The 24,759-nt window shown below is 63.0% G+C and carries 23 protein-coding genes and 1 pseudogene; 8 read left to right on the top strand and 16 right to left on the bottom strand.

From position 1 onward, the window contains the following. Window positions 1–127 precede the first annotated feature (127 nt). Window positions 128–1,414 (top strand): GGDEF domain-containing protein, encoded by a 1,287-nt coding sequence (locus FJ960_RS25150; protein WP_140717606.1) that lies wholly within the window; start codon window positions 128–130, stop codon window positions 1,412–1,414. A 49-nt stretch (window positions 1,415–1,463) separates the two neighbouring features. Here the strand turns inward: FJ960_RS25150 and FJ960_RS25155 are convergent, their stop codons facing one another. Then, entirely contained in the window at window positions 1,464–2,471 is a 1,008-nt protein-coding gene (locus FJ960_RS25155; RefSeq protein WP_140717608.1) for a ribonuclease, read from the bottom strand. A 186-nt stretch (window positions 2,472–2,657) separates the two neighbouring features. On the opposite strand from FJ960_RS25155, the gene FJ960_RS25160 reads away from it, so the two are divergent. The 3 genes from FJ960_RS25160 (at window position 2,658) to FJ960_RS25170 (ending at window position 6,511) form a co-directional block, all read left to right on the top strand. Then, window positions 2,658–3,590, top strand: a complete 933-nt coding sequence (locus FJ960_RS25160; protein ID WP_140717610.1) for an alpha/beta hydrolase — start codon at window positions 2,658–2,660, stop codon at window positions 3,588–3,590. Window positions 3,591–3,689: 99 nt separating this feature from the next. After that, window positions 3,690–4,865 carry a CaiB/BaiF CoA-transferase family protein gene (locus FJ960_RS25165; protein ID WP_140717612.1) on the top strand — a complete coding sequence of 392 codons (1,176 nt, stop codon included), beginning with the start codon at window positions 3,690–3,692 and terminating at the stop codon, window positions 4,863–4,865. Then, window positions 4,862–6,511 carry a thiamine pyrophosphate-binding protein gene (locus tag FJ960_RS25170; RefSeq protein WP_140717614.1) on the top strand — a complete coding sequence of 550 codons (1,650 nt, stop codon included), beginning with the start codon at window positions 4,862–4,864 and terminating at the stop codon, window positions 6,509–6,511. The genes FJ960_RS25165 and FJ960_RS25170 overlap by 4 nt, the downstream gene beginning before the upstream one ends. Window positions 6,512–6,565: 54 nt before the next feature. On the opposite strand, the gene FJ960_RS25175 is transcribed toward FJ960_RS25170, so the two are convergent. The 5 genes from FJ960_RS25175 to FJ960_RS25195 all read right to left on the bottom strand — a co-directional run bounded on the left by FJ960_RS25175 (window position 6,566) and on the right by FJ960_RS25195 (window position 11,329). Beyond that, entirely contained in the window at window positions 6,566–7,009 is a 444-nt protein-coding gene (locus FJ960_RS25175) for a CHRD domain-containing protein (protein WP_140502367.1), read from the bottom strand. A gap of 193 nt (window positions 7,010–7,202) precedes the next feature. After that, window positions 7,203–8,174 carry an ABC transporter substrate-binding protein gene (locus tag FJ960_RS25180; RefSeq protein WP_140502365.1) on the bottom strand — a complete coding sequence of 324 codons (972 nt, stop codon included), beginning with the start codon at window positions 8,172–8,174 and terminating at the stop codon, window positions 7,203–7,205. A gap of 40 nt (window positions 8,175–8,214) precedes the next feature. Continuing rightward, on the bottom strand, window positions 8,215–9,369 hold the full coding sequence (locus FJ960_RS25185) for an ABC transporter permease (protein WP_140717616.1): 1,155 nt from the start codon (window positions 9,367–9,369) through the stop codon (window positions 8,215–8,217). After that, the gene (locus tag FJ960_RS25190; RefSeq protein ID WP_140717618.1) at window positions 9,366–10,244 is read right to left on the bottom strand and encodes an ABC transporter permease; all 879 of its coding nucleotides are present in this window, start codon (window positions 10,242–10,244) and stop codon (window positions 9,366–9,368) included. The genes FJ960_RS25185 and FJ960_RS25190 overlap by 4 nt, the downstream gene beginning before the upstream one ends. Before the next feature lie 293 nt (window positions 10,245–10,537). Further along, the gene (locus FJ960_RS25195) at window positions 10,538–11,329 is read right to left on the bottom strand and encodes an ABC transporter ATP-binding protein (RefSeq protein ID WP_140502361.1); all 792 of its coding nucleotides are present in this window, start codon (window positions 11,327–11,329) and stop codon (window positions 10,538–10,540) included. A 138-nt stretch (window positions 11,330–11,467) separates the two neighbouring features. On the opposite strand from FJ960_RS25195, the gene FJ960_RS25200 reads away from it, so the two are divergent. After that, window positions 11,468–11,872 carry a cupin domain-containing protein gene (locus FJ960_RS25200; protein WP_015317160.1) on the top strand — a complete coding sequence of 135 codons (405 nt, stop codon included), beginning with the start codon at window positions 11,468–11,470 and terminating at the stop codon, window positions 11,870–11,872. A 26-nt stretch (window positions 11,873–11,898) separates the two neighbouring features. On the opposite strand, the gene FJ960_RS25205 is transcribed toward FJ960_RS25200, so the two are convergent. The 4 genes from FJ960_RS25205 to FJ960_RS25220 form a co-directional block, all read right to left on the bottom strand. Beyond that, on the bottom strand, window positions 11,899–12,276 hold the full coding sequence (locus FJ960_RS25205; RefSeq protein WP_181174314.1) for a hypothetical protein: 378 nt from the start codon (window positions 12,274–12,276) through the stop codon (window positions 11,899–11,901). Window positions 12,277–12,278: 2 nt separating this feature from the next. Next, window positions 12,279–13,730 carry a dihydropyrimidinase gene (gene hydA / locus FJ960_RS25210; protein WP_140717620.1) on the bottom strand — a complete coding sequence of 484 codons (1,452 nt, stop codon included), beginning with the start codon at window positions 13,728–13,730 and terminating at the stop codon, window positions 12,279–12,281. A gap of 66 nt (window positions 13,731–13,796) precedes the next feature. Further along, a complete protein-coding gene (locus FJ960_RS25215; protein WP_027141596.1) occupies window positions 13,797–15,047 on the bottom strand; it encodes a Zn-dependent hydrolase in 1,251 nt (416 codons plus the stop codon). Window positions 15,048–15,117: 70 nt separating this feature from the next. Then, window positions 15,118–16,446, bottom strand: a complete 1,329-nt coding sequence (locus FJ960_RS25220) for an aspartate aminotransferase family protein (protein WP_140502356.1) — start codon at window positions 16,444–16,446, stop codon at window positions 15,118–15,120. Between the two features lie 226 nt (window positions 16,447–16,672). Here FJ960_RS25220 and FJ960_RS25225 point away from each other — a divergent pair, with 226 nt between their 5' ends. Continuing rightward, complete coding sequence (locus FJ960_RS25225; protein ID WP_140502355.1) at window positions 16,673–17,308, top strand: TetR family transcriptional regulator C-terminal domain-containing protein; 636 nt, start codon at window positions 16,673–16,675, stop codon at window positions 17,306–17,308. Window positions 17,309–17,442: 134 nt separating this feature from the next. Here FJ960_RS25225 and FJ960_RS25230 read toward each other — a convergent pair whose 3' ends face one another. Beyond that, window positions 17,443–18,324 (bottom strand): helix-turn-helix transcriptional regulator, encoded by an 882-nt coding sequence (locus FJ960_RS25230; RefSeq protein ID WP_181174315.1) that lies wholly within the window; start codon window positions 18,322–18,324, stop codon window positions 17,443–17,445. Between the two features lie 103 nt (window positions 18,325–18,427). Here FJ960_RS25230 and FJ960_RS25235 point away from each other — a divergent pair, with 103 nt between their 5' ends. Then, the gene (locus FJ960_RS25235) at window positions 18,428–19,267 is read left to right on the top strand and encodes an SDR family NAD(P)-dependent oxidoreductase (protein WP_140717624.1); all 840 of its coding nucleotides are present in this window, start codon (window positions 18,428–18,430) and stop codon (window positions 19,265–19,267) included. Beyond that, window positions 19,264–19,986, top strand: a complete 723-nt coding sequence (locus FJ960_RS25240) for an SDR family oxidoreductase (RefSeq protein ID WP_140717626.1) — start codon at window positions 19,264–19,266, stop codon at window positions 19,984–19,986. The genes FJ960_RS25235 and FJ960_RS25240 overlap by 4 nt, the downstream gene beginning before the upstream one ends. A 1,049-nt stretch (window positions 19,987–21,035) precedes the next feature. Here the strand turns inward: FJ960_RS25240 and FJ960_RS25245 are convergent. From FJ960_RS25245 to FJ960_RS25265, 5 genes and pseudogenes are all read right to left on the bottom strand, one after another. Then, window positions 21,036–21,398 (bottom strand): annotated as a pseudogene (locus FJ960_RS25245) (DoxX family protein); the annotation flags it as partial. A gap of 69 nt (window positions 21,399–21,467) precedes the next feature. Then, complete coding sequence (locus tag FJ960_RS25250; protein WP_140717628.1) at window positions 21,468–21,926, bottom strand: carboxymuconolactone decarboxylase family protein; 459 nt, start codon at window positions 21,924–21,926, stop codon at window positions 21,468–21,470. A 28-nt stretch (window positions 21,927–21,954) separates the two neighbouring features. Further along, the gene (locus FJ960_RS25255) at window positions 21,955–22,473 is read right to left on the bottom strand and encodes an Rrf2 family transcriptional regulator (protein WP_027141588.1); all 519 of its coding nucleotides are present in this window, start codon (window positions 22,471–22,473) and stop codon (window positions 21,955–21,957) included. A gap of 113 nt (window positions 22,474–22,586) precedes the next feature. Then, window positions 22,587–23,900: an NAD-dependent dihydropyrimidine dehydrogenase subunit PreA gene (gene preA, locus FJ960_RS25260; protein ID WP_140717630.1), complete on the bottom strand. Its 1,314-nt coding sequence runs from the start codon at window positions 23,898–23,900 to the stop codon at window positions 22,587–22,589. A gap of 12 nt (window positions 23,901–23,912) precedes the next feature. Further along, on the bottom strand, window positions 23,913–24,755 hold the full coding sequence (locus FJ960_RS25265) for a methyltransferase domain-containing protein (RefSeq protein ID WP_140717632.1): 843 nt from the start codon (window positions 24,753–24,755) through the stop codon (window positions 23,913–23,915). Window positions 24,756–24,759: the final 4 nt, after the last annotated feature.

Raw genomic sequence — 24,759 nt, forward strand, 5'->3', positions numbered from 1 at the left:
CCGACAGCCAGGTTTTCAACCGGTCGATGGCGCACGGAAATCTCCGGTTAACCCTTGCGCGTCAAAACAGGGTCGGGTGGAATCGCCGGCTTGCCGCGATTTCCAGAGAAAGATCGGATCGACGGCATTGCTGAACAGTTTCCTGCTCCTTGCCGAAGCGGTCGTCTACTTCAGCGTCATGGTGACGCTTTTCCGCTTCCGCAAGCGCATCGGCCTTGGCGTCTTCGTCTGCGCGCTTGGCGTCATGCATTTCCTGGAGACCTATCTGGCCAGCGTCTTTTATGTCGCCCTGCCGTTCGGCATGGTGTCGCCGGGCTCGGCGGTGCTCTTTTCCGGCAAGCTCGTGATGCTCCTTCTGCTCTACGTGAAGGAAGATGCCGCCACCGTGCGTCAGCCGATCTATGGCCTGCTGCTCGGCAATGCGTTGATGATCGGGCTGGTTCTGCTCCTGCGCCTGCACGCCATCGCTCCGCTTCCCGATGGCCGGCTCCCCGACATCGGCTTCATCGACGAGATGGGCTGGCTGATGGTGTGGGGCACGACGCTGCTGGTCATCGACGCCATCCTGATTATCCTGCTCTATGAAAAGCTTGGGCGTACGCTGCGCAAGGCGCGGTTCGTGCGCATCCTGGTTTCGGTTGCCTGCGTGCTCACCTTCGACCAGGCCGGCTTCTTCACCGCGCTGCATTTTGTTGCCGGCGCCCCGATTGCGGTCTTCTTCGGCGGCTGGTTCGCCAAGATGGCGGCGGCACTGACTTTCAGTGCCATGCTGGTCGCCTATCTCAAATGGTTCGAGGTCCGGGACGTCCAGATGCCGCGCGGCCTGACCGACATTTTCGAGACGTTGACCTATCGCGAACGCTACGAAGCGCTGGTCGAGCATGTCGGCCGCGACGGCTTGACCGGCCTGCTGCACAGGGGACGCTTCGATGCCGACGGTGAAGCCGCCGTCCAGGCCAGCCTGCGCACGGCGAGGCCGCTCAGCCTGCTCATCGTCGATGTCGACCACTTCAAGTCGATCAACGACCGTTTCGGCCATGCTGAGGGCGACAAGGTGCTGAAGGCGGTTGCAACCGTACTTTGCGAGGCGGCAGGCGCCGAGGACCAGGTGTTCCGGATCGGCGGCGAGGAATTCGCCATCCTGAGTTCGCGTCCGCATTCCGTCGCCAGGCTGTTTGGCGAAAGCGTCCGCACCGCGCTCAAGGCATCGGCCGCCACCAGCCGCTTCGAGCTGACCGTCAGCGCCGGCGTTTCCACCGTCAGCGAAACGACGCAGTGCCTGGCCGATCTGTTCGCGCTCGCCGACCAGCGCCTTTACAAGGCGAAATCGACCGGACGCGACCGCGTCGTCGGCGAACCCGGTGGGCATGAGGCCGACGCCGCCATTGCCTGGACCAGGTCAGCCCAGATCTAGCTCTCTCCGCGACGGCCGCGCCGGCTTACCGGAAGCGGCGATCCCGCACTTACTGGAAGCCGATCGGATCGACCGTCCCGGTCGGGCAACCGGCCTTGTTGGTCGGCACCGAGGCCAGCAGCAGGTCCTTGAGCGAACTGTTCGGGCCGATCGGACCGGCAAGGCCGAGCGTCAGTTCGCCGATCAGCCGCCGGCCACTCGACGGATCGATAAGGCAGGACACCCGCACCCTGTCCCCCGCCCCTGCGCCGAAGGCCTGGTCGAAGGCGCTGCGGATCTGATCCGCGGTCAGCTTGCCGCCGATATTTTTGGCGAAGAGGTCGCGCACCGGCGAGCTGTTGACCTCACGCATCAAATGAAGGGCGTCGGAAAAATACTCCTGCTGACTTTTGCCGTAGCAGGTGCCGTGCTTGATCCATTCATGCCGTTCCAGCTTCGAGGCCGTGCCGGGCATCACCTTGTCGAGCTCGGTGCGGGTGTCGGCATCGAGGTTGACCGGTGGCAGGTCCTGCCAGTGAGCCGGATTGTCATTGGCCTTGTCGCTGGCCGAAGCCTGGCAATAGAAATTGCCGTTCGGCTGCGGCCACAGACCGTGCAGCGTGAAGTTGGTGGCATCGAACTCACTAGGGTTTTGCGCCTTGCATTCGGTCTTGTTCGACTTGGTCTCGCAGAAGGCCGGCTGCCAGCTCAACGCGAAAACGTATTCGGGTTTCCCCGAGGGCGCGGGCTTGCCTTGCCCGCCCGGTGCCGCCGGCACGGTCGCGGCACTGCTGCCCGAGAGATGGCCGCAGCTGACCTTCACCCAGCGGCGCTCGGGATCGGCGCCCGGCACCAGGATGAGGTAATGGGTCGGAGCGTCCTTGTTGCCGGCCAGCAATTGGTAGGTCTTGCCCGCATCCGTCGAGACATTGCCGGGGTTCTTGCCGTTCTTGATCGCCTGCGTCGCCGGACAGGCAGCGTCGGCCACGAAGGTGCCGCGCATCTTGACGTCGGCATGCGCCGCGCCCGCCAGCGATCCCGCCAGCAAGGCCAATCCGAGAACAACAGCAATGCGCATGGAGAATCCCCTGCTGGAAAGTGGCGACAGACTGAAGCTGTCTCCATGTCAGAATTGCGATATTTTGCGGGCTCGTGGCAAGAAAGATCGTCGCGGAAAAGCCCGCAGGCCGGATTGACGCAAATCTGGCACCGGCGCACACAGTTTGGACATCACGAGGGCGGAACCAGGGAGAGACCGGCCGGCATGCCATTCAGCCAGCAGCGCGTGGTTCGCTCGCCGACCGGCGCCGACCTCAATCTGTTCGTCCGGCAGGCCGACAGCTCTCCGCGCGCGGTGGTCCAGATCAATCATGGCCTGGCCGAACACGCCGCGCGCTACGACCGCTTCGCCGGTTTCCTCGCCGCCCGGGGCTTCCATGTCTATGTCCATGACCACCGTGGCCATGGAGCGACCAAGGCGCCCGACGCGCCGCTCGGCAGATTCGCCGACAAGGACGGCCCGGCCAAGGTGATCGCCGATATCGACTCCATCCACGATCTCATCGCCCGCGAGCGGCCTGACCTGCCGGTGATCCTTTTCGGCCACTCGATGGGCGCCTCCGTGGCGTTGAGCTACCTGTTACACCACTCGCAACGCATCCATGCCGCCGCGATCTGGAACGGCAATTTCTCGCAAGGCCTGCTCGGCCAGGTGGCGCTCGGTATCCTTGCCTGGGAACGGATGCGGCTGGGCTCCGATGTCCCGTCGCGCCTGCTGCCGAAACTTACCTTCCAGGCCTGGGGCAAGGCGGTGCCCAACCATCGCACCTTGTTCGACTGGCTGTCGCGCGACGAGGCGGAGGTAGGGAAATATATCGCTGATCCGCTCTGCGGCTGGGATGCCTCCATCTCGATGTGGCGCGATGTGGTCGCCTTTGCGCTGAACGGCGGCAAGGATGCAGGCTTTGCCGCCGTTCGCCGCGACATCCCCGTCGCCATCGTCGGCGGCGAAAAAGACCCTGCCTCGGACTACGGGAAGGGCATCACCCATCTCGCCAGTCGCATGCGCAGGATGGGCTTTTCGAATCTGGTTTCAAAGGTTTACGCCGAAACCCGCCACGAAAGCCTGAACGAGGTGAACCGCGACACCATCATGGACGATTTCGCCAACTGGGCGGACACTGTCTTGAACGAGTGACGAGTTGGCCCATTGCAAGGACCGTGACAGCCGCTGCCGGGCTTGATAGAGGCTCTGCTTTCGCAGCAATCAGGATGATTGCGGCAAACACGGTGATTTATGGCTGAACCCCCGCTGAAAGGCGTCCGCGTCGTCGAACTCGCCCGCATTCTTGCCGGGCCCTGGGCCGGGCAGTTGCTTGCCGATCTCGGCGCCGATGTCATCAAGGTCGAGAGCCCCGATGGCGGCGACGACACTCGCAAATGGGGACCGCCCTTCGTCATGAGCCATGACGGCGAGAACCTGTCGGCCGCCTATTACCATTCCTGCAATCGCGGCAAGCGTTCCATCGCCATCGACTTCTCGACGCCGGAAGGCGCCGAGACGGTGCGCCGGCTGGTCGCGACGGCGGATGTGCTGATCGAGAACTTCAAACTCGGCGGCCTGAAGAAATACAGGCTCGACTACGGCAGCCTGAAGACGATCAACCCTCGCCTGGTCTACTGCTCCATCACCGGCTTTGGTCAGGATGGGCCTTATGCGCCCCGCGCGGGCTACGACTTCATCATCCAGGCCATGGCCGGCATGATGTCGATCACCGGCGAGGCCGGCCGCGAGCCGCAGAAGGCCGGCGTCGCCATCTCGGATATCTTCACCGGCCTCTATTCGGTCATCGCCATCCAGGCCGCGCTTCGCCATGCCGAACAGACCGGCGAAGGCCAGCACATCGACATGGCGCTGTTCGACACTCAGATCTCGGCGCTTGGCAACCAGAACCTCAACTATCTCGTCTCCGGCAAGTCGCCGGTGCAGATGGGCAATGCGCATATGAACATTGCCCCGTACGAAGTGCTTCCGGTCAGGGATGGCCACATCATCCTGGCTGTCGGCAATGACGGCCAGTTCGCCAAATTCTGCGCCGCGGTCGGGCTGGACGATTTGCCGGCCAATCCCGATTTCACCACCAATCCGGCCCGCGTCGCCAACCGCGTAGACCTTCGCGCACACATCATCGAGGCGCTTAAGACCTGGGATCGCGATCCGCTGCTGGCGAAGCTCGAAGCCGCGGGCGTGCCGGCAAGTCCGATCAATACGATTGGCCAGATGTTCGCCGATCCGCAGACCATTGCCCGCGGCATGCGGCTCGACCTCGACGACGGCCACGGCAACCGCCTGCCGTCGGTGCGCGCGCCGATGGTGATGTCGGGCACACCGCTCACCTATGAGCGCCCCTCGCCGCGCCTTGGCGAGCACACTGACGAAATCCTTGCCGAACTGGAGAAGTCTGGGAAATGAAGACCGGTGGACAACTGATCGTCGACGCCCTCGAAGCCAACGGCACAGACCGTATCTTCTGCGTGCCGGGCGAATCCTACCTTGCGGTGCTTGACGCGCTGCATGATTCCTCGATCCGCACCATCGTCTGCCGCCAGGAAGGCGGTGCTGCCATGATGGCCGACTGTCAGGGCCGGCTGACCGGCAAGCCCGGAATCTGCTTCGTCACCCGCGGCCCTGGCGCCACCAACGCTTCGGCCGGCATCCACATCGCCATGCAGGATTCGGTTCCCCTCATCCTGTTCATCGGCCAGGTCGCCAGCCACGCCAAGGAGCGGGAGGCTTTTCAGGAGGTTGATTACGTCAGGTTCTTCGGCGACATCGCCAAATGGGTGGTCGAGATCGACGACGCCTCGCGCATCCCTGAATTCGTCACCCGCGCTTTCGCCGTGGCGACGTCGGGCCGTCCCGGCCCGGTCGTCATCTCGCTGCCGGAGGATATGCTGACCAGCATGGTCGAAGCGCCGGAAGCACTTCCGCACACGCCCGTCGAGACCTATCCCGGGGAGGCCGAACTCGACGCACTGGAAATGCTGCTTGCCGGCGCGAAGCGTCCCTTCGTCATCCTGGGCGGCACGCGCTGGAACGCGGATGCCGTGGCGCGGATACATGAGATCGCCGAGGTCTGGTCGCTTCCTGTCGGCTGTTCATTCCGCCGCCAGATGCTGTTCGACCATCTTAATCCAAACTATGCCGGCGATGTCGGCATCGGCATCAATCCGAAGCTAGCGGCGGCCATCAAGCAGGCCGACGTCGTTCTCTTGATCGGCGGCCGCATGGGCGAGATGCCATCTTCGGATTACACGTTGCTGAAGAGCCCCTATCCCGACCAGGCACTGGTGCATGTCCATGCCGATGCCGGCGAACTCGGCCGGGTCTACCGCCCGACGCTGGCGATCAACGCCTCGCCAGCGGCTTTCGTCGAGGGTTTCGCCAAGCGCAAGCCCGCCGGAACGCCATCATGGGCGGCCGAGACGCCTAGGCATCACGCGGCCTATCTCGAATGGTCGACGCCACCACAGACCGGCCCCGGCGCGGTCCAGATGGGTCCGATCATGGACTATCTGGAAAAGGTGTTGCCCGACGATGCCATCCTGACCAATGGCGCCGGCAATTATGCGACCTGGGTTCATCGCTTCCACCGCTCCCGCCGCTTCGGCACGCAAGCCGCGCCGACGTCGGGCTCGATGGGTTACGGCACGCCGGCGGCGGTCGCGGCCAAGGCGCTTTATCCGGAGCGCACCGTGGTCGCCTTCGCCGGCGACGGCTGCTTCCTGATGAACGGGCAGGAATTCGCCACTGCTGTGCAGTACGACCTGCCGATCGTGGTGATCGTCGTCAACAACGGCATTTACGGCACCATCCGCATGCATCAGGAGCGCGAATATCCCGGTCGTGTCGTCGGCACCGATCTGAAGAACCCCGATTTTGCAGCGCTTGCCCGCGCCTATGGCGGCCATGGCGAGACGGTGGAGAAAACAGCTGATTTCGCGCCTGCCTTCGAGCGCGCGCGAACCAGCGGCAAGCCGGCGATCGTCGAGATCAGGCTCGATCCCGAAGCGATAACGCCGACCCGGACGATGACGCAGATACGCGACAAGGCTTGAGAGCCGCCAGGCGAGTTCCCTGGCGCCTCCCTCTGTCCCGCCGGCCTTCGGCCCCTACATCGCCTTTTCGATCTGACCGCGGATCTCGCCGTCCTTGTGGGCCGCCGTGTGTACGTTGACATAATATTTGCCGGCCTCCAGGTCGGCGGCCTGCGCATCCGTCAGCGTCGCCGACCCCTTGATCGGGCTCTTGAGCTTGCCTTTGAACGGGATCACGGGATCCGCGTTTTCACCCATTGCCGCCGGGCCGTGGATATGCGCGGCCGACGCCGGGCCGCTGAGGCCGGAATACTTCACGTTCCAGCTGAGCTTCTTCTTCGTGGTGTCGAAGGTGAGAGTGGCCGTCCCCTTGCCCTTGGTTGTGACGGCTGGGCTCTGCTGGCCGCCATCCAGGGTCGCCTTGTATTTTACCATCTCGGCCATGGCCGGTGATGCGAACAGGAAAGCGGTGGAAATGGCGAGCGCCGATAGCGCCGGCAGGAAGGAGTGTGCGCGCATGAAGAACCTCCGATTGAAGCTATGCGTCGCGGCTCCCCGCCGCGCGCATGCTTCAATGCAACGGCTGGTTGGCACAATGTATCCCCGCACACGGTTTTGTGATCGGAGCGAATGGAAAAGGGGCGGTCGCCCGCCCCTTTTTGGTGTCAGCCGTCGAACCGCTCGCAGGCGCAGTTGATTGCGCCTGCGAGGCTTATTTGACCGCCTTGTCGGTGATGGCGGTGGTATAGGCGCCTTTCGGCTCCTTGGTGATGATCTTCTGGTCGAGCAGCGCTTTGGCGGTGCGCTCGTAGGTCGCCGGGTCGAGCTTGCCGTCGGCGTTGTCGATCAGCTTGGCGACTTCGCTCATCATCCGCTTCTGGTGGTTTTCGTCCTGGCCGCCGCCGTCCATGACGATGCCTGCCGCCTCGTCATTGTTGTCGATGGCGTATTTCCAGCCCTTCATCGAAGCGCGCACGAAACGCACCATCTTGTCCTCGAAGGCCGGATCCTTGAGCTTGTCTTCCGAGGCATAGAGGCCGTCCTCGAGCAGGTCGTTGCCCATGGCCGAGTAGTTGAAGACAGTGAGTTGTTCGGGCTTGTAGCCGGCGTCGATCAGCTGCCAGTACTCATTGTAGGTCATGACCGAGATGCAGTCCGCCTGCTTCTGGATCAGCGGCTGCACATCGAAACTCTGCTTGAGAACGGTGACGCCATCGGGACCGCCATCGGTCTTGAGGCCTAGCTTGTTCATCCAGGCGTAGAACGGATATTCATTGCCGAAGAACCAGACGCCCAGCGTATGACCCTTGAAATCGGCTTCGCTCTTGATCGGGCCGTCCTTCGGGCAGACCAGCTCCATGCCGGCCTTCTTGAACGGCTGGGCAATGTTGACCAGCGGCACGCCCTTTTCGCGCGCGGCGAGCGCGCCGCCCATCCAGTCGACGATGACATCGGCGCCGCCGCCGGCGATCACCTGCTCGGGGGCGATGTCGGGACCGCCCGGCTTGATCTCGACGTCGAGGCCCTCAGCGTCATAGAAACCCTTCGCCTTGGCGACATAGTAGCCGGCAAACTGCGCCTGCGTGACCCATTTCAGCTGCAAGGTCACCTTGTCGGCGGCCATTGCCTGGAACGCGGCCAGCGACATCGCGCCGGCCAGAACTGGAATAATAAGTCTTTTCATTTTTTTACCCTCTGAAGTTAGTGCCCTGAACCCACCGCCCCTATCCACCACGGACAGAGGGATGCCAAAACGTGACGGCCCTTTCGACAAGGGCGACCACGCCATAAAAGACCGAACCCGCAAGTGCTGCAACTGCGATTTCGGCCCAGACCATGTCGATGTTCATCCGCCCGACCTCGGTCGAAATGCGGAAGCCCATACCGACGACCGGCGTGCCGAAGAACTCGGCGACGATGGCGCCGATCAGTGCCAGCGTCGAGTTGATCTTCAGCGCGTTGAAGATGAAAGGCGCTGCCGCCGGCAGCCGCAGCTTGATGAGCGTCGGCCAATAGCCAGACGCATAGGTGCGCATCAGATCGCGCTCCATATGGCCGGACGCGGCGAGCCCGGCGACCGTGTTCACCAGCATCGGGAAGAAGGTCATGATGATGACGACAGCCGCCTTGGACTGCCAGTCGAAACCGAACCACATGACCATGATCGGCGCCACGCCGATGATCGGCAGCGCCGAGACCATATTGCCGATCGGCAAGAGCCCGCGCCGCAGGAACGCCACGCGGTCGGCGAGAACAGCGGTGACGAAGCCCGCACCGCTGCCCACGACATAGCCGAAAAGAACTGCCTTGAAGATAGTCTGCCGGACATCGGCGCCGAGGATCGGCAGCGAACCGGCGATGCGCGCGCCGATGGCGCTCGGCGGCGGCAACAGGATGAAAGGAATGCCGGCGCCACGCGTTACCGCCTCCCAGATGATCAGGATCCAGGCACCGAAGATCGCCGGAATGATCAGACGCAAAGCGGTCCTCGTCGAGCCGTCCGTCGGGCGCAGTCCAGACAAGACCGCGACACAACGCCAGCCAAGCAGCCAGGCGGCCGCGAGCAGCAGGAAATATGGCGCCCGCGCCAGACCTTCGAAGCCGGCAATGCCCCCGATGAGCAGCCAGGCCGCCAGATGCGCACCGATGAAAAGCACGACAGCTTCGGCCATGGGCGGCACTTTGGCCATCGGGATCAAAGCGCCGAGAAGCAGCGCGCCGAAGATCAGCCAGCTCGTCGCGGCATAGGGATAGATCAACGTCCCCGCAGGCTGCGCCAGCGGATCAACTTTTGGCGCTGCGATCGCTCCGAGCGCAACGGCGATCAGGCACGCCAGGATCGCCAACGCCGCTTGCCAGGAAGGTTTCAGCCGGTTCATGCCGGCCTCCCGCCCATGGCGCGGTCGACGAGGCGGCCGGCGATGCCAACCACCATCACAAGCAGCGCCGCCACGATCGAACCGGCGACCAGCGCCGACCAGATGTCGATGGACTGGCTGTAATAGGCGCCGGCCAACAGCTTGGCGCCGATGCCGGCGACAGCACCCGTCGGCAGTTCGCCGACGATGGCGCCGACAAGGCTTGCCGCCACCGCAACCTTCATCGAGGTGAACAGGAACGGCACCGAGGCCGGCACGCGCAGCTTCCAGAAGGTCTGGGCCTGGCTGGCATTGTAGGTGTGCATCAGGTCGAGATGCATGATCTCGGGCGAGCGCAGCCCCTTCACCATGCCGACCGTTACCGGAAAGAACGAAAGGTAGGTCGAGATCATCGCCTTCGGGACCAAGCCGGTGATGCCGACCGCCGCCAGCACGACGATGATCATCGGCGCCACCGCCAGGATCGGAATGGTCTGCGAGGCGATGATCCACGGCATCAGGCTGCGGTCGAGCGTCGCCACATGGACGATGCCCACCGCAATGACGATGCCCAGCGCGGTGCCGAAGGCAAAGCCGAGCAGCGTCGAGGACAGCGTCACCCAGGCGTTGTAGACAAGACTGCGGTTCGAATTGATGGGCCGCAGAAACGTATTCTCGAAGAAATTCACCGCCACCTGATGTGGCGCCGGCAGCGTCGGCTTCGGCTGCGACAACGTCTTGCCGATGAGTTCGCTGAACGTCGAGGTTTCGTTGGCCCGCCGGTCGAGATCGCGCTGGAAGGGCGCGTTGAGGAAGACGGCGAATATATACCAGAGCACGACCACGCCCAGAAGGATGGAGGTTACGGGAACGAGCTTGGAGCGGAAGCTATCCATGGGCGAAGTCTCGCGGATCACACGCCTTCGTCACATGCGCCTTCGTCATCCTAGGGCGGAGCAAGGAGCGAAGCGACGCGGCGCAGACCCTAGGATCCATGCCGTTACATTTCCGCTCCGCAGCGGTGCGGAATACGGCGCCCTGCGCCCCACTCTGTTTGGCCGGTATTCTCAGCTGCTTACGACCCTCGGCCGATGTCGCGGCATGGATCCTAGGGTCTGCGCAGGCTGCTACGCGCCTGCTCCGCCCTAGGATGACGAAGGCGCAGTACGCCGTGCGCTTGTCACCCACCTCAATCATCATAGCTATGCCCTGCCCTCAACCCGTCCCGCACCCGTGCGGCGATCGCCAGGAACTCCGGCGTCTCGCGGATGCCGAGCGGCCGCTCTTTCGGCAGCGTCGATTCAATGACATCGCTGACCCGGCCCGGACGTGGCGACATGACGACGATGCGTGTCGACAGATAGACCGCCTCCGGGATGGAGTGGGTGACGAAGCAGATGGTCTTGTTCGTCCGTCCCCACAGTTCCAGCAATTGCTCGTTGAGGTGGTCGCGAACAATCTCGTCCAGCGCGCCGAACGGCTCGTCCATCAACAGGAGGTCGGCGTCGAAGGCGAGCGCACGGGCGATCGAGGCGCGCTGCTGCATGCCCCCGGAAAGCTGCCAGGGATATTTCTTCTCGAAGCCGCTGAGATTGACGAGGTCGAGCGTGCGCTTGATGCGCTCCGCCTGCTCGGCCCTGGACAGGCCCATGATCTCCAGCGGCAGCGCGACATTGCGCTCGATGGTGCGCCAGGGAAACAGGGCGGCGGCCTGGAAGACATAGCCATAGGCGCGTTTCTCGCGCGCCTGTTCAGCTGTCATGCCGTTGACCGAAATCGCCCCCGAGGTCGGCTTCTCCAGATCGGCGATGACGCGCAGCAAAGTGGTCTTGCCGCAGCCCGACGGCCCGATGAAGGAGACGAACTCCCCCTTGCCGATGGTCAGGTCGACATTGGACAGCGCCTGCACCGGCCCGTCATTGGTCTGGAAGGTGAGCCCGAGCTTGCTTGCCGAAACGACGGCTGGCGAAGTTCCCGTCATCGGTTGCGGCCTGCCTGTTCCCGCGGCGCCGTCCCGATTCCGATTGCTTTTATCGCGATGTTGTTTTCCATTCGACCCGTCCCATTGGCCCCAGCCCTGCTGAGCTTGTCCCACTCAATCGACGCCCGGAGTTCCCCGATGTCGCCTAAACCCACTTGTCATCTTATCCGCCCTGAAAGCACTTATGAAGGCAAGCAGGGTCTAACCTATTTCGCAGGCATCGCCACCGAGTCGGTCGGCTCTTCCGGCATCTGCATGCATGTGCTGACCATGCCGCCCGGCGCCCGCGCCAAGGCGCATCTGCATGAGAACCATGAAACGGCGATCTACGTGCTCTCCGGGGAGGTCCATACCTGGTATGGCGACAGGCTGGAGCATCACATCGTCGTCAAGGCCGGTGACCTCTTCTACATTCCGGCCGGCGTGCCGCATCTGCCGGCCAATCTGAGCAACGCCCCCTCGTCGGCCGTCATCGCCCGCACCGACCCCAACGAACAGGAAAGCGTCGTCCTGTTGCCGGAACTGGATGCATTGGTCGCTTGATATCCTCGAACGAGGGACGCTGGCCGTCATCGGCACCGTGACACTTCCCCGTAGACGGTACCGTCCTCGTCGGCAATCACCAGCTTCTTGGCGTTCTTGGCGCTGCGCTTGATGGTGAACTGGATCGTCGACTGGCCTTCCTCGCCTTCCGCCTGGCATTGCGCCTTCGCCACCAGCGAACCGTCGGCCTGTACCTGCTTTTCAATGAAGGTACAGGCGCTGGCGATGGTGATGAAGTCGGTATCGGTAAGCAGCAGCATGTCCTCGGCATAGACCTTCTGACCATTCTTGTTGATGCAGCCGGTCTTATTGCCATAGGGCTTGGACAGGTCGATGCCGGCCGCCGAGGCGGAGCCGGCAGCCAGAACAAGAACGGCGGTGAGATAGAACCCCGCGCGCCTCACCGTCAAACCCCGGTCGCCGGAATGCCGGTCCGCTCGACCTTGCGCGGCGCGGTGATCTCTTTCCAGGTCGACAGCGCCCGGTTGACCGCGGCGTTCGGCTCGCGGCCGACGAACTCACCATGACCGGGCTTTGCCTTCACCTCGGCTTCGTCGATCGACAACTCGCCTCGCGAGAAGACGAAGCGCGGCAAGCCCGTCACCTCGACGCCTTCGAACACGTTGTAGTCGATGACAGACTGCTGCTTCTTCGAAGAAATCGTTTTCTTGCGCTTCGGATCCCAGACGATGATGTCGGCATCGGCACCTTCGACGATAGCGCCCTTTTTTGGATACATGTTGAGGATCTTGGCGATGTTGGTAGATGTCACCGCGACGAACTCGTTCATCGTCAGCCGCCCGGTGTTGACGCCCTTGGTCCATAGCACCGGCAGCCGGTCCTCGAGGCCCCCCGTGCCGTTGGGAATCTTGGTGAAATTGCCGACGCCGAAACGCTTCTGCTCGGTGGTGAAGGCGCAATGGTCGGTCGCCACCACCTGCAGCGATCCGGCTTGCAGGCCCGCCCACAGAGAATCCTGATGCAGCTTGTTGCGGAAGGGCGGGCTCATCACGCGGCGCGCCGCGTGATCCCAGTCCTTGTCGAAATACTCGCTCTCGTCCAGCGTCAGGTGCTGGATCAGCGGCTCGCCGTACACCCGCATGCCTTTCTGGCGCGCCCGCCGGATCGCCTCGTGGCTCTGCTCACAGGAGACGTGCACGACATAGAGCGGCACACCGGCCATGTCGGCGATCATGATGGCGCGGTTGGTTGCCTCGCCCTCCACTTCCGGTGGGCGCGAATACGCATGTCCTTCGGGGCCATTGTTGCCGGCGGCGAGCAGCTTCTGCGACAGGGCGGCGACCACGTCGCCATTCTCGGCGTGCACCAGCGGCAGTGCGCCGAGATCGGCGCAGCGCTGGAACGACGCGTACATCTCGTCGTCGTCCACCATCAGCGCGCCCTTGTAGGCCATGAAGTGCTTGAACGAGGTGATGCCCTTGTCGACGACGGTGGCCATCTCGTCGAACACCTGCTTGCCCCACCAGGTGATCGCCATGTGGAAGGAATAGTCGCATGAGGCCTTGGAGGTCTTGTTGTCCCACATCTGCAAGGCTTCGAGCAGCGATTGCTGCGGGGACGGGAGGCAGAAATCGACCACCATCGTCGTGCCGCCGGCCAGGGCCGCACGCGTGCCGGATTCGAAATCGTCGGCTGAGTAAGTGCCCATGAAGGGCATTTCAAGATGGGTATGCGGATCGATGCCGCCTGGCATGACATAGCAACCGGTGGCGTCGTACTCATGGTCGCCATGCAGGTCCGAGCCGATGGCGACGATCTTGCCGTGCTGCATCAGCACGTCGGCCTTCCAGGTGCGGTCGGCGGTGACGACGGTGCCGTTCTTGATGACTTTGGTCATTTTGCTGTTCCCTTGTTCTTCTCTTCGCGCTTCTTGGTGAGCGGCGTTGAAGGTAAATCTCTAAATTCACTCCACGATGACGGCCGTCTCCACCACCGCGTGGAACAGAACGTCGGCGCCGGCCGCGGCCCATTCCTTGGTGATCTCTTCCGCCTCGTTGTGGCTTAACCCATCCACGCAAGGGCACATCACCATCGCGGTCGGCGCGACGCGGTTGATCCAGCAGGCGTCGTGGCCGGCGCCGGAGACGATATTGCGGTGCGTGTAACCAAGCCGCTCTGCGGCGTCGCGGATCGCCTTGACGCAGCCCTTGTCGAAGGTGACCGGATCAAAATGACCGACCTGCTCGATCTCGTATCGGATGTCGAGCGCGTCGCAGATCGTGTCGATGCCTTCGCGGATGCGGCCATCCATGGCATCGAGCACTTCCTTCTCCGGTGAGCGGATGTCTATGGTGAAGACGGTGCGGCCGGCGATGATGTTGCGCGAATTGGGATAGACTTCCATGTGGCCGACCGCGCCGACGGCGTCGGGCTGGTAGTCCATGGCGATCTCGTGCACCAGTTCGATCACCCGGGCCATGCCGAGGCCGGCATTGCGGCGCTTCGGCATCGGCGTCGAGCCGGTATGCGCCTCCTTGCCGGTCAGCGTCACCTGCAGCCATTTCAGCCCCTGGCCGTGGGTGACGACACCGATGTCGATATCTTCGTCCTCGAGGATCGGGCCCTGCTCGATATGCAGTTCGAAGAAGGCGTGAATCTTGCGGTCGCCGACCTTCTCGGCGCCCTTCCAGCCGATGCGCTCCAGTTCCTCGCCGAATTTCTTGCCGTTCTTGTCCGTATGCTCGTAGACATCGGCCTGGTCGAGCACGCCGGCGAACACGCCGGACGCCATCATCGCCGGGGCGAAGCGTGCGCCTTCCTCGTTGGTCCAGTTGGTGACGACAATCGGGTGCTTCGTCTTGATGTCGAGATCGTTGAGCGAGCGCACGATCTCCAGGCCGCCGAGGACGCCGAGAACGCCGTCATACTTACCGCCGGTCGGCTGCGTATCGAGATGGCTGCCGACATAGACCGGCGGCAGGCTGGGGTCGGTGCCTTCGCGGCGGGCAAACATGGTGCCCATCTCGTCGACGCCCATTTCGAGCCCGGCGGCATCGCACCAGCGCTTGAACAGGTGCCTGCCCTCGCCGTCCTCGTCGGTCACGGTCTGGCGATTGTTGCCGCCGGCAATGCCCGGGCCGATCTTCGCCATCTCCATGATGGAATCCCACAAACGGTCTGAATTGATTCGCAGATTTTCGCCGGGTGCGGCCATTCAAAGTCCTTCCATTTCATGTTCTGAGCGGGTGGCGGTTCCCATCGCCACCTACCCAGTAAAGGCAAGTCTAGTCGATCGACCGCAGTACTTCCCGCACATGGTCGATCAGTTCGTTGATCTGGCCCTTGGTGATGATGAGCGGCGGCGACAGTGCGATGATGTCGCCGGTGGTGCGGATCAGCGCGCCGCGCTCGAAGGCTTTGACGAAAGCCGAGAACGCACGCTTGGTCGGGCTGCCGGCGATAGGCGCGAGCTCGATCGCGCCGATCAAGCCGATGTTCCTGATGTCGATGACATGCGGCTCGCCCTTCAGCGAATGCAGCGCATCCTCCCAATAAGGTGCCAGTTCCTCGCCACGGGTGAGCAAGCCCTCTTCCTTGTAGGTGTCGAGCGTGCCGAGTGCGGCCGCACAAGCGATCGGATTACCCGAATAGGTGTAGCCATGGAAGAACTCGATCATGTGCTCGGGGCCAGTCATGAAGGCGTCGTGGATTTCCTTCTTCACGAACACGGCACCCATCGGGATGACGCCGTTGGAGACACCCTTGGCGGTGGTCATGATGTCGGGCGTGACGCCGAAATAGTCGGCGGCGAACGGCGCGCCAAGGCGGCCGAAACCGGTGATGACCTCGTCGAAGATCAGCAGGATGCCGTGCTTGGTGCAGATTTCGCGCAGCTTCTCGAGATAGCCCTTCGGCGGCAGGATAACGCCGGTGGAACCGGCGACCGGCTCGACGATGACGGCCGCGATGGTCGAGGCGTCATGCAGGGCGACGATCCGCTCCAGCTCGTTTGCGAGTTCCGCGCCGTGCTCCGGCACGCCTTTCGAAAAAGCGTTCTTCTCCGGCAGATGCGTGTGCGGCATGTGGTCGACGCCGCCCAGCAGCGTGCCGAACATCTTGCGGTTGGTGACGATGCCGCCAACCGAGATGCCGCCGAAATTGACGCCGTGATAGCCGCGCTCGCGGCCGATGAGCCGGGTGCGTGAGCCCTCTCCCTTCACGCGGTGATAGGCGATCGCCATCTTCAACGCCGTCTCGACCGATTCCGAACCGGAATTGGTGAAGAACACATGGTCCATGCCCTTGGGCGCGAGGTCGACCAGGCGGTTGGCCAGCTCGAACACGATCGGATGGCCCATCTGGAAGGCCGGGGCGTAGTCGAGTTCGGCGGCCTGGTGCTGGATCGCCTCGGTGATCTTCGGACGGCAATGGCCGGCGTTGACGCACCACAGGCCGGCGGTGCCGTCCAGCACCTTGCGGCCGTCGCTGGTCGTGTAATGCATGTCCTTGGCGGACACGAACATGCGCGGCGCCTGCTTGAACTGCCGGTTTGCCGTGAACGGCATCCAGAATGCGCTGAGATCGTTCGGCGTGACTTTCAGCCGGTTGGACATGACCAAAACTTCCCCTTGTAACCTGTTTCGCTGCGCCCAACGCTTGGTCTTTGCCGCGCTTTCATGCTACGCAAATTTTGACCGATTGGACAAACGTTAGCACCGCCATGTCGGCGGTCAATGGATTACTAGCGGAAATGCGGCTCCTGAAGTGCGTTCCACAGGTTGGAGAAAAACTGGTCCAGAGAATTGGTCCAGATGACCGTCGATGCGAGGGTCCGCAACGGTGACCACGAGCACGCAAGCCCCTCGCCGCACCCGCATCCAGGTGGAAAAGCGCGAACTGATTCTGGAGGCCGCGCTCGAAGTGTTTTCCACCAACGGCTTCCGAGGTTCGACCATCGACCAGATCGCCGAAGCCGCCGGCATGTCGAAGCCGAACCTGCTCTACTATTTCCGCCGCAAGGAGGACATTCACGAGACATTGATGGAACGGCTGCTCGAAACCTGGCTGGCGCCGCTCAGGGAACTCGACGACATCGGCGATCCGATGACCGAACTCAGGAGCTACATCAGGCGCAAGCTGGAAATGGCCCGCGACTTTCCGCGCGAGAGCCGGCTGTTCGCCAACGAGATCCTGCAGGGAGCGCCGCGCATCATGCCGCTGTTGGCGGGCGAGTTGAAGACGTTGGTCGACGAGAAGGCCGCCGTCATCAAGGGCTGGATGCGCGCCGGCAAGATCGCCCGGACCGATCCCTGGCACCTGATCTTCGCGATCTGGGCAACGACGCAGCACTATGCCGATTTCGACGTCCAGGTCCGCGCCGTTCTGGGGTCGAACCGCGGCGGCGACGGCCGCTTCGAGGACGCTGCCCGATTCCTGGAGCAATTGTTCCTCGATGGGCTGAAGCCAAACGGCTAGCGGCCGACCCACCGGTTGTTTGGTTCTTGCTGACCGTGGAGGCTAGCGGAGGCGCTCATTATTTCGTCATCCACGGGCGGAGCAAGGAGCGTGGCGACGCAGCGCAGACCCGAGGACGACGAAGCTGAGGGGTCTCACGCGCTGCGTCGTTCGGCCGGCATCGCGTCGAGCAATTGCTGCAGCTTGGCGATCGAGTTCTGCTCGGCGAGGGGCGTGTAGACGATCAGCCGCATGTCCGAGCCGTCGTCGATCGACAGGCTCATATGCTCGAAAGCCATCAAGCCAGCCTTGGGATGCCGGATGTGCTTCACGCCGGTTAGTTTTCGCGCCACGTCGCGCCGGGGCCACCAGTCACGGAACTCGGGACTTGAGTTCATCATCAGCGCGATCAGCCGTTCGAAATCCGGATCGCCGACATATTTGGCGCTTTCGGCACGAAACGAGGCGAGCACCACGCGGGCGAGTTCTTCCCAGTCGACCAGCAGGCGGCGGTGGTGCGGGTTGGTGAACACCATGTGGACGATATTTCTGCTATCGCCCTCCAGCAGGCCGTAGTCGCCGAACACCGCCACGGCCGCTTCGTTCCAGGCAAGAACGTCCCAACGCCGGCCGACGACATAGGCGGGCTGCAGCACCAGGCTTTGCAGCATATGCAACAGCGTGGCGTCGACCTTTTCCGGCGCCGCCACACGACACTCCGGCTGCTGGCGGCCGGCCAGGATGAACAGATGCCGCTTCTCGACGGCGTCGAGGCGAAGCGCCTCGCAGAGCGCCGCCAGCACTTCCACCGAGGGCCGCACATCCCTGCCCTGTTCGAGCCAGGTGTACCAGGTGGTGCCGACACCAGCGATCATCGCCACTTCCTCGCGCCGCAGACCCGGCGTGCGCCGTCGCGGACCTGTCGTGATGCCGGTGGCCGACGGCGTTAGCCTTTCCCGGCGCGAACGCAGGAAGGCGCCGAGCTCGCGCCGGCGGCTCTCGTCGGCTGATCGGGTGGAGGCAGCGGGAGCGTTCACGCCGGCCATTATAGCAGTATTGATACCAGGATAAAGTTTGAACTGTTTGACATGGGCGAAGCGCCCCATCTTGCGTTCAGGGCAACAACAGGAGGCTCCGAACATGGAATTGAAAGACAAGACCATCCTCATCACTGGCTCGACCGACGGCGTCGGCCGGGTCTTGGCGCAAAGGCTGGGTGCCGCCGGAGCACGGGTGCTGGTGCATGGCCGCGATGCAACCCGTGGCAAGGCCGTTATCGCCGACATCGAAGCCGCCGGCGGCAAGGCCGAGTTTCTCGCGGCCGATCTCGCTTCGCTGGCGGAGGTAAGACGCCTCGCCGAGGCCGTGCGCGGCTGCACAACCCGCCTCGACATCCTCATCAACAATGCCGGCGTCGGCACTGCTGGCGACAAGCGACAGACAAGCGCCGATGGCTACGAGTTGCGCTTTGCCGTCAATTATCTCGCCGGCTTCCTGCTGACCTCGGAGCTTCTGCCGCTGCTGAAGGCGAGCGCCCCGGCACGCATCGTCAATGTCGCGTCCGCCGGCCAGCAGCCGATCGATTTCGACGATGTCATGCTGACCCGCGGCTATAGCGGGGTGCGCGCCTACTGCCAGAGCAAGCTGGCGCAGATCCTGTTCACCGTCGATCTGGCCGAGCAGTTGGAAGGCAGCGGCGTCACCGTCAACGCACTGCATCCGGCGAGCTACATGAACACCACCATGGTCCGACAGGCGGGCGTGACGCCGTGGAGCTCCGTCGAAACCGGCGCCGAAGCTATCTTGAACCTCGCCACCTCATCCGCGCTCGAAGGGCGCAGCGGCCTCTATTTCGACGGCCTGCGCGAATCCCGCGCCCACGCCCAGGCCTACGACGCCAGGGCAAGACAGCAATTGCGCAGCCGGAGCCTCGACCTCGTCGGGTTGGCTTCGCCAAAATCGAAGGAAGAACAGTCATGACCGACAGAACCGAACACACAGTCATCATCGGCGGCTCGTCCGGCATCGGCCTGGCGACAGCGCGCAAACTGCTCGGCCCGGGCATGAAGGTGACCATCACCGGGCGCAACCAGGACAAGCTCGTCAGCGCCTGGAAGAGCCTTGGCGGCGCTGCCGACAAGGCCGCCTTCGACGCTTCGAAGCCGGATGACGTACGCCAGTTCTTCGAGCGCCTCGGCCCGTTCGACCATCTCGTTCTGGCGGCCAGCGGCGGCAAGGGCCTCGGTCCATTCGAGACCCTCGACCTTGCAGACATCGCCGGGGGCGTCGACGAAAAAGTGCGCCCGCAACTCTCCTGCCTGCAGGCAGCCCTGCCGACGCTGAACAAATCGGGATCGGTCACATTCATTTCGGCGGTGTCGGCCCAGGTCGCGATGCCGGGCGTCGCCGGCATCGGCGCCATCAACGGCATGCTGCTGACCGTCGCGCCGATCCTGGCGGTGGAACTAAAGCCGCTGCGCGTCAACGTGGTTGCGCCCGGCGTCATCGACACGCCGTGGTGGGATTTTCTACCGGTTGAGCAGCGGCAGGCGGTCTTTGCCGAATATGCGGGGAAAACGCCGGTCGGCCGCATCGGCCGTGCCGAGGACGTCGCCTCGGCGATAGCCTTCCTCGTCTCCAACAGCTTCATGACCGGCCAGGTGCTGACCTGCGATGGCGGACTGCGGTTCGCGGCTTGAATAAATGACGCGGCCAGTGTTAGAGGACCGCCGCTAAGCCACGGCGTTGCTGCTCGGCCTCGACAGGGCACAGTTAGCGGAGCGTTAACTAATTTATGTAAGCGTATTCAGTGCATTATCGGAATAGCGCACAGGACGGCATGTACTTTCGATACAATGTGATTGAGCTCTTTCCTACCAAAGCCCGGGCCGAGGTTTCTACGGAATGCCTCATGGCCGAGGCGGCAGCATTGGACGCTTGGCACGGGCCGAACCTTTATTCGTCTTTTCTGAGGAAGAATGGCGTAAGGCCAGATCGGGATCAAGCTGCAACGATCGGCCTATTGATGGGAACAAAAGTCCTTGCCTCCGATGGCTCCCGACAGCCTCGCTCGCCAGCCAATCGATCGAAAAAGTAGAATTGTCACCATCTGCCCGCATGTCTCCGCATGCTGTTGATAATTGTTTTGGCGATTGACGCGGCTAATTGTCGCGCTAAGCCTAAGCCTTCGTTCTGATTCGCGACATGAGGACATCAAATGGCTCGTCGGCAAGCGCTGGCAAAGGTACGCAACTTACTCATCGCTAAAGCTAATGAATTGGGAAACCCCGGAGCTTCTTCAGACACTGTCGTTGCTGCGGTGCTCAAGGAACACCCCGAGGCTGTGCTTGAAGCGAGAGCAGATCTTGTGAGGATGGCTCTCGCAAGAGAACTCTCGCGCGCTCGCGAGAGAGGCCCTGCAAGTGTGGGTACAACCCAGCTCACAATGTGGGGAAATTTTAACGTCTCCCCCCAGATTCGGGTGCCTAATGAACACGGAGAGCTCGTCTACAAGAACGTTGATATTTGCACATTCGAGGAAGTAGAGGGCTATGCAGCCTCATTGCCTACTCCCAGAAATCGGTCCAACAGAAGGGCCAACCTGCTGCAGATGATCGAGACTTTGAAGCCATTTCGTTCCAGCGACAAAGACATCATCGGCACCAGCTGGGCTGCGTCGATCGCAGCGTCGACGAAGGGGGCAGCTTAGTATTGTGAGGGCCATCCCATCCAAAATAGCGATCCCCCACAGCGACTGCGCGATCAGCGTCAAAAACCTCCGCTCAGAGGGACATTGCCGACGAGGCCGTTGATGCGCGCTGCGCGGTCTGGACCCTGATGATCCCTGAAATTGTGGAACATCGGCGTGGCGACGATCAGGAACAGCACCAGCACCGCGCAGGCGATTACCGTCCAGAGGCCGGCCATCACCAGCGCGCCGGCTATCATCTGCAGGACAATGCCGATCTACAGCGCCCGCGGGGCGCCGCGCGGCCATCAACTCGGTCAGGAAGGCCGCGTGCTGGATGTTGCGCAGGCCGGCGAAGACGAAAGCGCCGCCGAGCAGCAGGCGGCCGAGAAACAGCAAGGTCGAAGACAAATCGAGAGGCATTGAACTCTCCCTTTGAAACAGTTGGGGCGCCGCCTTTCCCCGGCGGCGCCCCAACAGATGTCCGGACTGTCAGGCCGCCTTGGCGGCCGGCATCGGATGGATGGCGTGGAACGGAATGCAAAGTCGGTTCCATGTGTTGATCATGCCGACCGCGACGGAGAGCTTGACCAGTTCCTCTTCCGAGAAATGCTCGAGCGTGCGGGCGTAGAGTTCGTCCGATACGCCGTTGCTGGCGATCAGCGTCATCGCCTCGGTCCAGGCGAAGGCGGCGCGTTCGCGCTCGGAGAAGAGCGGCGATTCCTTCCAGGCAGCGACCAGATAGAGCCGCTGTTCGGTCTCACCGTCGCGCCTGGCTTCGCGGCTGTGCATCTCGACGCAGAAGGAACAGCCGTTGATCTGCGAGGCCCTGAGCTTGATCAGGTGCAGCAGGCTCACCTCCAGCCCGCATTCGTCGACCGCCTTGTTGAGTGCCGTCACCGCCTTCATGATTTCGGGCGCCTTGGCGAAAAACTGCAGTCTCTGTTTCATCGTCTTTCCTTTCGCATCTTTGGGGAGGTTAGGCTTGGTTGGTTGAACGGGATTTCTGCGGCCGCTGATGACGCTCGACAAAGGCGCAGCTCGCGGCAAACGATCTGGGGTCGCCTTCCGCCGCGTAATCCGCCACGATGTCGGACAGCTTCACCTCTGCGAGCGCTGCCCGGTAGGCGCGCTCGGCCTTCAGCATCGCGGCATTGATGCCGCAGGGTTTGACATAGGCCGAGGCGTCGATCTTGACCGGACCGTTGCGGCGGATCTCGCCGCAGCGAAACGCCGGCTCGCGCCCTTCGACGGCCAGCACGATGTCGAGCAGCGTGATGCGCTCGGCAGCCCGCGCCAGCCGGTAGCCGCCGGCGGGACCCGGCACCGATTCCAGGATCCGCGCCGCGCTCAACATGTTGAGATGCTTCAGGAGATAGGTCGGCGACAGGCCGAAGGCCTCCGCCAGGGCCGCGCCCGGCATCGTGCTGTTGCCCTCGACACTGGCCAGCGTGGCCGCGCAGTGAATGGCCGCTTCAACGCCCTCGCCCAGCTTCATGATGCCAATCTCCCATTCCTGGATATGTTTTATCGTGGATAATCTTTATCTGCAATAGGGAAATGAAAAAACGGCGCCCGAAGACGCCGCTTTTCTCGTCGAATGTCTGCTCGCTACTCCGCCGCCACCTTGGCCATCGGGTTGTTCGGATGCGTCGTCCAGTTGGCATAGACCGGCGACACCGGTCTGCCGGTGCGCTGGTCCAACGCGCCCGCCGCCAGCGGCTCCATGGTGATGCAATTGTCGACCGGGCAGACATTGACGCACAGATTGCAGCCGACGCACTCGGCCTCGATCACCTCGAAATGCCTGACGCCGTTGACCATGCTGGTGATCGCCTGGTGCGAGGTGTCCTCGCAGGCGATGTGGCAGCGGCCGCATTTGATGCAGGCATCCTGGTCGATACGCGCCTTGACGACATAGTTGAGGTTGAGGTACTGCCAGTCGGTGACGTTGGGCGTGGCACGGCCGATGATGTCGTCGAGCGAGCGGTGGCCCTTCTCATCCATCCAGTTTTCGAGGCCGGCGATCATCTCCTGCACGATCTTGAAGCCGTAGGTCATCGCCGCCGTACAGACCTGCACGTTGCCGGCGCCAAGCGCCATGAATTCGGCGGCGTCCCGCCACGTGGTGATGCCGCCGATGCCGGAGATCGGCAGGTCGCGGGTTTCGGGGTCTCGCGCGATCTCGGCCACCATGTTCATGGCGATCGGCTTCACCGCCGGGCCGCAATAGCCGCCATGCGAACCCTTGCCGTCGATGGTCGGCATCGGCGCGAAACTGTCGAGGTCGACGCCGGTGATCGAATTGATGGTGTTGATCAGCGACACCGCGTCGGTGCCGCCGGCATGCGCTGCCCGCGCCGGTTTGCGGATATCGGCGATGTTGGGCGTCAGCTTGGTGATGACGGGCATACGCGTATATTGCTTGCACCAGCGCACCACCATTTCGATATATTCCGGCACCTGGCCGACGGCCGCCCCCATGCCGCGCTCCGACATGCCGTGCGGGCAGCCGAAATTGAGCTCGATGCCGTCGGCTCCGGTCTCCTCGACCAGCGGCAGGATGGACTTCCAGCTTTCCTCGACGCACGGTACCATGATGGATGCGATCAGCGCGCGGTCGGGCCAGTCCATCTTGACTTGCTTCATCTCGCGCAGATTGGTCTGCAAATCGCGGTCGGTAATCAGCTCGATGTTGTTGAGGCCGAGCAGGCGCCGGTCGGCGCCCCAGATCGCACCGTAGCGCGGGCCGTTGACGTTGACCACCGGCGGCCCCTCTTCGCCCAGCGTCTTCCAGACCACACCGCCCCACCCCGCCTTGAAGGCGCGGATGACGTTGTAGGCCTTGTCGGTCGGCGGCGCCGAGGCCAGCCAGAACGGATTGGGCGATTTGATGCCGACGAAATTGTTGCGGATGTCAGCCATGACAGGTCCCTTTCAACCGAGACGAAGGAGCATTTCCACGGGAGCAAGAATGCCGCCTTCAAGCGCGGCGGTGAGATTGGCGATCTTGGTGCGGGCATCCTCGCCCATGACGAGGCCGACGCCGGGCGGCGGCTTTTTGCCCTCGGCCTGCGCGGCCGCCATGCGGGCCCGCATCTTCGCGAAGAATTCGATGGCGAAAGCACCGCGCGGGCGCTCCGCGGTCACCGAAAAGCCCGCCGCGGTGGCCGTCGAACGATAGTTGCCTGGCGTGGCGACAAAGGACATGGTCTCGTCGGATGCCCATGGCAGCGGATAGGTCAGCGCGCCGTCCTTGAGCCGCATCACGTCGTAGACAGCGAAGACGCCGCCGGACTTGAGCACACGGGCGGCCTCGCTCATCAGTTTGCGCTTGTCGGCCAGGTTCATGCCGACATGCAGGATCATTGCCGCATCGAAGCTGGCCTTGTCGAACGGCATGTCCAGCGCGCTGCCCTGCACGAAGCGCGTCTTGCCGTCCATTCCCACCTGTTTCGACAGGCTGGCCGCGATGTCGACATAGCTTTGCGTCAGGTCGATGCCGGTGACGTCGGCGCCGGTTTTGTTCGCGGCAAAACGGGCCGGACCGCCGATGCCTGAACCGATGTCGAGAAGCCGGACTCCAGGCTTCAGCCCCATCTGGTCGATGAGTTCCCTGGTGGCGGCCACGCCGCCAATGTGGAATTCGTCGACTGCGGCGAGATCGTCGGCGCTCAGAAGGGCGATTTCCACGCCAGTATCGGCAAGCGCGGCAAGAATCCGCTGCTCCAGGCCTGAAATCTCGTAGTGACGGGCAATGCCCGGTTCCACCGTGGCCATGATC

This window comes from Mesorhizobium sp. B2-3-11, assembly GCF_006442215.1.
Lineage (GTDB): Bacteria > Pseudomonadota > Alphaproteobacteria > Rhizobiales > Rhizobiaceae > Mesorhizobium > Mesorhizobium salmacidum.